The sequence below is a fragment of the Nocardioides sp. genome, from assembly GCF_030655615.1.
In the GTDB taxonomy this organism is placed as follows: Bacteria; Actinomycetota; Actinomycetes; order Propionibacteriales; family Nocardioidaceae; genus Nocardioides.
Map to the genome: position 1 here is coordinate 1 of NZ_JAURVJ010000094.1, position 6420 is coordinate 6420.

Genomic DNA, 6420 nt, shown 5'->3' on the forward strand with positions numbered 1-6420 from the left:
GGCGGGATCACGGGTCGGCCCTGGGGGGCCGGCTGGGCGGGGCGGACCTGGGTCGTGGCAGCGGACGACTGGCCGCCGCGGGCGCGCGGGGCCGGTGGCGTGGCCGGGATGACCTGCGTGCGCTCGGCGTCGGGATCGGACGAGCCGGACGGCCCGCCGCCCTTCTGGAGGCCGGGAGTCGTCGTGGCGGACTCGGTCTCGTCCGGCTCCTCGTCGAAGATGGACAGGCCTCGGTCGTTCATCCGGTGAACCTCACAGGGGGTCGGGGGTGCGGGGAAGTCAGCCAGGGAAGCGGCTGGCCCCATCCTCCCTGATCCGAGCCCCCGATCCCACCCCGACCCGGCCCGTCTCGGGGCCGGGTCCGGTGAGAGCCGTCTCAGGCTGTGATCGCGCCTCGTCAGACCCCGCGGAAGCGGTTGATGGCGTCGAGGTGCTGCTCGCGGAGCTCGTGGTCGCGGACCCCGAGGCCCTCCTCGGGGGCCAGGCACAGGACGCCGACCTTGCCCTGGTGGGCGTTGTGGTGGACGTCGAGGGAGGCCTGGCCGACCTCGTCGAGGGTGTAGGTCTTGGACAGGGTCGGGTGGATGGCGCCCTTGGCGATGAGGCGGTTGGCCTCCCACGACTCGCGGTAGTTGGCGAAGTGGGAGGAGATGATCCGCTTGAGGTTCATCCACAGGTAGCGGTTGTCGTACTCGTGCATGTAGCCCGAGGTCGAGGCGCAGGTGGTGATGATGCCGCCCTTGCGGGTCACGTAGACCGAGGCGCCGAAGGTCTCGCGGCCGGGGTGCTCGAAGACGATGTCGATGTCCTCACCGCCGGTGAGCTCGCGGATCTTGGCGCCGAAGCGCTTCCACTCCTTGGGGTCCTGGGTGTGCTCGTCCTTCCAGAACTGGTAGCCCTCCTCGGAGCGGTTGATGATCAGCTCCGCGCCCATGGAGCGGGCGATGGCGGCCTTCTCCTCGTTGGAGACCACGCACACCGGCACGGCGCCGCCGTTGAGGGCGTACTGCGTCGCGAAGCCACCCAGGCCACCGGAGGCGCCCCAGACCAGGACGTTGTCGCCCTGCTTCATGTTGCCGCCGTTCTTGGACACCAGCTGGCGGTAGGCGGTGGAGTTGACCAGGCCCGGGGAGGCGGCCTCCTCCCAGGTGAGGTGGGCGGGCTTGGGCATCAGCTGGTTGGACTTGACCAGCGCGATGTGGGCCAGGCCGCCGAAGTTGGTCTCGAAGCCCCAGATCCGCTGCTGGGGGTCCATCATCGTGTCGTCGTGGCCGTCGGAGTCCTCGAGCTCCACGCTCAGGCAGTGGGCGACGACCTCGGTGCCGGGCTTCCACTTGGTGACCCCGGGCCCGGTGGCGAGCACGACGCCGGCCAGGTCGGAGCCGACCACGTGGTAGGGCAGGTCGTGGCGCTTGGTGAGCTCGGAGAGCCGGCCGTAGCGCTCGAGGAACCCGAAGGTCGAGACGGGCTCGAAGATCGAGGTCCACACGGTGTTGTAGTTGATCGCGGAGGCCATCACCGCGACGTAGGCCTCACCGGGACCCAGGGCCGGCAGGGCCACGTCCTCGACGTGGAGCGACTTGCGGGGGTCCTTGTCACGCGAGGCCATGCCCTCGAACATGTCGACCTCGTCCTTGTGGACCGTCACGGCCCGGTAGGACTCGGGCAGGGCGAGGGCGGCGAAGTCCTCGCTGGAGGTGTCACCAGCCTGGATGGCGTCGAGGATGTGCTGCACGGTGGGAGTCTCCTGTACGTGTCGGCGTCGTGGTCGGGGCGCGACCAGCCCGCAAGATACCGGTGGGTAACCGTCCGTCGGGGTCGGTGTGTGGGACGTCACCTGACCATGCCCCACGTCGCGACAAGGTTGCGACCGCCACCGCGCGTCGGCGCAGAGTGCGAGTCGGATCAGCGCGAGTCGGCGCAGCGGCTCAGCACGTGCGCCGACTCGGCGCGTCCTGACTTCATCTCTACGCCGACTCGGCGTCAGTGGGAGGCGGCGGGCTCCACGAGCTCGACCAGGATGCCGCCGGCGTCCTTGGGGTGGACGAAGTTGATGCGCGAGTCGGACGTGCCGCGCCGGGGGGCGTCGTAGAGCAGCCGGAGGCCGCGCTCGCGGAGGATGGCGCTGACCTGCTCGACGTCGGTGACGCGGTAGGCGACCTGCTGGCAGCCGGCGCCGTTGCGGCCGATGAACTTCGCGATCGTCGACTCCTCGCTGAGCGGGGCGAGCAGCTGCACGTGGGAGCCGGAGTCACCGACGGCCATCATGGCCTCGCGGACGCCCTGCTCCTCGTTGGTCTCCTCGTGCGCCAGGCGCATCCCGAAGGTGTCGCGATAGAACGCGATCGCCTCGTCGAGGTCGGGCACCGCCATGCCGACGTGGTCGATGGCGGTGAAGAGGTGCTCGGGGATCTCGATGCCGGGGGAGCTCATGCCGCCATTCTGGCCGGATCCGGCCGGATCTGGCCGGACCGGGGTGTGACGTGCGCCTCGCTCGCAGGCGACGGACACCCTCCCGCAGCGAGTTCCTCGTGGGTATCGTCGCCAGGACTCACCCGAACTTCCCTGCGGAGGCTTTCCCATGTCCGGATCCGTCATCGTCGCCGGTGCTCGTACGCCGATCGGCCGCCTGCTCGGCGGCCTGAAGTCCCTCAAGGCGACCGACCTCGGCGGGGTCGCCATCGCCGGGGCGCTCGACAAGGCCGGCGTGTCCGGCGACCAGGTCGACTACGTGATCATGGGCCAGGTCATCCTCGCCGGAGCGGGCCAGAACCCGGCCCGCGAGGCGGCCGTCGCCGGCGGCGTACCCATGGACGTCCCGTCGATCACCATCAACAAGGTCTGCCTCTCCGGCCTCAACGCGATCGCGATGGCCGACCAGCTGATCCGCGCCGGCGAGTGCGAGATCGTCGTCGCGGGCGGCATGGAGTCGATGACCAACGCGCCCCACCTGCTGATGGGCTCGCGCGAGGGCACCAAGTTCGGCGACACCAAGCTCGTCGACTCGATGGCCTACGACGCGCTCTTCGACCAGGTCACCCAGCAGGCCATGGGCCTGCTCACCGAGGAGATCAACGCGGCCGGCACCAACCTGACGCGCGAGGAGCAGGACGAGTTCTCCGCCCTCTCGCACCAGAAGGCCGCGGCCGCCTGGAAGAACGGCGTCTTCGACGACGAGGTCGTCCCGGTCTCGATCCCGCAGCGCAAGGGCGACCCGGTCGTCGTCAGCCAGGACGAGGGCGTCCGCGGCGACACCACCGCCGACTCGCTGTCCAAGCTGCGCCCGGCGTTCTCCAAGACCGGCACCGTCACCGCCGGCTCCTCCTCCCAGATCTCCGACGGCGCCGCTGCGGTCATCGTCATGAGCAAGGCCAAGGCCGAGGAGCTCGGGCTGACCTGGCTCGCCGAGATCGGCGCGCACGGCATGGTCGCCGGCCCCGACTCCTCGCTGCAGCTGCAGCCGGCCAACGCGACCGCGCTGGCCTGCAAGAAGGAGGGCATCGAGCCCACCGACCTCGACCTCGTCGAGTTCAACGAGGCCTTCGCCGCGGTCGTCGTGATGAGCAAGGCCAAGGCCGAGGAGCTCGGACTCACCTGGCTCGCCGAGATCGGCGCGCACGGCATGGTCGCCGGCCCCGACTCGTCGCTGCAGCTGCAGCCGGCCAACGCCACCGCCCTGGCCTGCCAGAAGGAGGGCATCGCGCCCACCGACCTCGACCTCGTCGAGTTCAACGAGGCCTTCGCCGCGGTCGGCATCTCCTCGGCCCGCGAGCTCGGCCTGCCCGACGACAAGGTCAACGTCAACGGCGGCGCCATCGCCCTCGGCCACCCGGTCGGGATGTCCGGTGCCCGCGTCGTCCTCCACCTCGCGCTCGAGCTGCAGCGCCGCGGTGGCGGCGTCGGTGCGGCCGCCCTCTGCGGCGGTGGCGGCCAGGGTGACGCGCTGATCGTGCGTGTCCCGAAGAACTGAGCCTGTCAGCGAGCTCGTCGCGCGGGCCCGGGGCGGAGAGCCCCGGGCCGTCGCGCGGCTGATCTCGCTGGTCGAGGACGAGTCACCCCTGCTGCGCGAGGTGATGGCGGCGCTGGCGCCCCACACCGGGCGCGCCCAGGTCGTCGGCATCACCGGCGCCCCCGGCGTCGGCAAGTCGACCTCGACCAATGCGATCGTCAAGGCGCTGCGCGCCGACGGCCGCCGGGTCGGCGTCCTGGCGGTCGACCCGTCCTCGCCGTTCTCCGGCGGGGCCCTGCTCGGCGACCGGGTCCGGATGGGCGACCACGCCGACGACGACGGCGTCTACATCCGCTCCATGGCCGCCCGCGGCCACCTCGGCGGCCTGTCCTGGTCGACCCCCCAGGCGATGCGGGTCCTCGACGCCGCGGGCTTCGACGTCGTCCTCGTCGAGACCGTCGGGGTCGGCCAGAGCGAGGTCGAGGTCGCGGGGCTCGCCGACTCGACCGTCGTCCTGCTCGCGCCCGGCATGGGTGACGGCATCCAGGCCGCCAAGGCCGGGATCCTCGAGGTCGGCGACGTCTACGTCGTCAACAAGGCCGACCGCGACGGCGCCGCCCAGGTGGCCCGCGACCTGCGCTCGATGCTCGCCCTCGCCGACCGGCGCGCGGGCGCCTGGAACCCCCCGATCCTCAAGACCACCGCCCAGTCCGGCGACGGCGTGCCCGAGGTGGTCGCCGCCCTCGACGAGCACCGCAGCTGGTCCGAGGGCTCCGGCGAGCTGCAGCGCCGCCGCGAGCGCCGGGCCCGGGCGGAGATCGAGGCGATCGCCGTCGCCGCGCTGCGGTCGCGGTGGTCCGGGGTCGGCGAGCACGCCGAGCTCGACTCCCTGGCGGCTGCCGTCGTCGCGGGGGAGTCGGACCCGTACGCCGCTGCGGACCGGTTGCTGGGGGACTGACGGCTCTCGCTGTGCTTGCACGGTGGTCTCGACGCGGGCTCGCCCAGGGCTCGCCCGGCTCGACCACCGTGGGGTGGCCTGTCGTGGGTTATCGGAGCTGGACGTCGACCCAGACGGTGCGGTGGTCGGACGAGGGGAACGGGAACTCGCCGGTCAGGCGTGACAGCGGGTCGGCCGGGACCGGCCAGAAGACGCCGGCGTCACGGACCCTGAGGCCGCGGCGTGACGGGAGGACATAGTCGGCGCGGAGGTTGCCCGGCGCCGGGTTGTCGCTGAAGTCGGCGGTGTCGTAGCGCGGGTCGCCACGGTGGGTCGTGTTGGCGCCGGCCTGGCGGGCCGCGGCCTCGGGGCCGCCGGCCGAGGTCGGCTGCGGGTCGATGATGCGCGGGTGGTCGAGCAGCTGGTCGACGGCCGCCGCGACGGAGTCGCCGTCGAGCGGGTCGGCGTTCTGGTCGCCGGCGATCACGAACGACGCGTCGCGGTCGAGCCCGCCGCGGCGGCCGCGGTCGTCGTAGACGTAGCGGGCGGCCCGCCCACCGGAGACGTAGTCGGCCCAGAAGCGGATCTCGTCGTGGTTACGGCGCCCGTTGCGGTCCTCGGGGCCGTCGAAGGTCGGGGGTGTGGGGTGGGACACCAGGAAGTGGACGGTCTTGCGACCGACCTTGATCGGCACGTCCCAGTGGCTCTTGCTCGACAGCCGGAGCGCGGCCTGCTCCTCGGGGGAGTAGAAGTCGGTCGGGATGAGGTTGCCGGGCATGTCGGCCCAGCGGAAGGTCTGGAAGGTGCGGACCTCGGACCGGTCGATGGGGTACCTGCTCAGCACGACCATGCCGTACTGGCCCTCGAAGTCACCGAAGCCGTAGGCGTCGTTGCCGCCGCCCACGGTGCCGTTGTCGTCGAGGTCGAACCCACTTGGGACACCGGTGTTGGACGGCGCCACGTAGGCGTAGCGGTAGGTGATCGGCTGGGCGCCGTGCTGCCCGCGCTCGAGGTAGTTGTCGCGGAACAGGTCGACCGCGCGCTGTCCGGGCACGTAGTCGAACTCGTTGAGGAGCAGCACGTCGGGCCGGGTGCGCTGGACTATCTCGGCCACCGTCGCGGCCTGCGCGTTGGTCGTCGTCGAGAGGTCGGCGACCAGCTGACCGGCGGTCGCGCGGTTGAGCGAGGCGTTGAACGTCTGGAACCGGACCTCGCGGGTCTGGTGACCGTGACCGTTGCCGTGGTGACCGTTGCCGTGACCGTTGGCGTGGTGGCCGTGCGCGCCGCCGTCGTGGCGGCCGGCGTCGGCCGGCGCCGCTGTCAGCAGGCTCGCGCCGAGCAGGAAGAGGGAGGGCAGGGCGATCAGTCGCGCCCGAGAAAGCGTCGTCATGACGCCACCCTGCCACGGGTCGCCGATGCCGCGGGCCAACGCCAGGTGAACGTCCCACGGGCCACGTCCCTAGGATTGGTCGCATGACGCAGCAGCCGTTCACCCGTCGTGGCGCCATCGACCTCTCGGCCCTCAAGCGCCCGG

The 6420-nt window shown here is 71.6% G+C and carries 5 protein-coding genes and 1 pseudogene; 2 read left to right on the forward strand and 4 right to left on the reverse strand.

The genetic code is table 11. The features are described 5' to 3' along the window. The 3 genes and pseudogenes from Q7T52_RS07875 to mce form a co-directional block, all read right to left on the reverse strand. A pseudogene (locus tag Q7T52_RS07875) lies at positions 1-242 on the reverse strand (hypothetical protein); the annotation flags it as partial. A 155-nt stretch (positions 243-397) separates the two neighbouring features. Next, positions 398-1735 carry a crotonyl-CoA carboxylase/reductase gene (ccrA, locus tag Q7T52_RS07880; protein ID WP_304801148.1) on the reverse strand — a complete coding sequence of 446 codons (1338 nt, stop codon included), beginning with the start codon at positions 1733-1735 and terminating at the stop codon, positions 398-400. Positions 1736-1983: 248 nt separating this feature from the next. After that, positions 1984-2433 carry a methylmalonyl-CoA epimerase gene (gene mce, locus Q7T52_RS07885; RefSeq protein WP_304801151.1) on the reverse strand — a complete coding sequence of 150 codons (450 nt, stop codon included), beginning with the start codon at positions 2431-2433 and terminating at the stop codon, positions 1984-1986. A gap of 148 nt (positions 2434-2581) precedes the next feature. Here mce and Q7T52_RS07890 point away from each other — a divergent pair, with 148 nt between their 5' ends. Beyond that, on the forward strand, positions 2582-3970 hold the full coding sequence (locus tag Q7T52_RS07890) for an acetyl-CoA C-acetyltransferase (protein WP_304801153.1): 1389 nt from the start codon (positions 2582-2584) through the stop codon (positions 3968-3970). Next, positions 3954-4907 carry a methylmalonyl Co-A mutase-associated GTPase MeaB gene (gene meaB, locus Q7T52_RS07895; RefSeq protein WP_304801155.1) on the forward strand — a complete coding sequence of 318 codons (954 nt, stop codon included), beginning with the start codon at positions 3954-3956 and terminating at the stop codon, positions 4905-4907. Before Q7T52_RS07890 ends, meaB begins: the two co-directional genes overlap by 17 nt. 88 nt (positions 4908-4995) lie before the next feature. On the opposite strand, the gene Q7T52_RS07900 is transcribed toward meaB, so the two are convergent. Next, the gene (locus Q7T52_RS07900) at positions 4996-6276 is read right to left on the reverse strand and encodes an endonuclease/exonuclease/phosphatase family protein (RefSeq protein ID WP_304801157.1); all 1281 of its coding nucleotides are present in this window, start codon (positions 6274-6276) and stop codon (positions 4996-4998) included. Between the last annotated feature and the right edge of the window lie 144 nt (positions 6277-6420).

Excerpts from the sequence above, each read along its gene's own strand:
- Q7T52_RS07900 (WP_304801157.1), bottom strand. The coding sequence starts at position 6,276 with ATGACGACGCTTTCTCGGGCGCGACTGATCGCCCTGCCCTCCCTCTTC.
- mce (WP_304801151.1), bottom strand. The coding sequence starts at position 2,433 with ATGAGCTCCCCCGGCATCGAGATCCCCGAGCACCTCTTCACCGCCATC.
- Q7T52_RS07890 (WP_304801153.1), top strand. The coding sequence starts at position 2,582 with ATGTCCGGATCCGTCATCGTCGCCGGTGCTCGTACGCCGATCGGCCGC.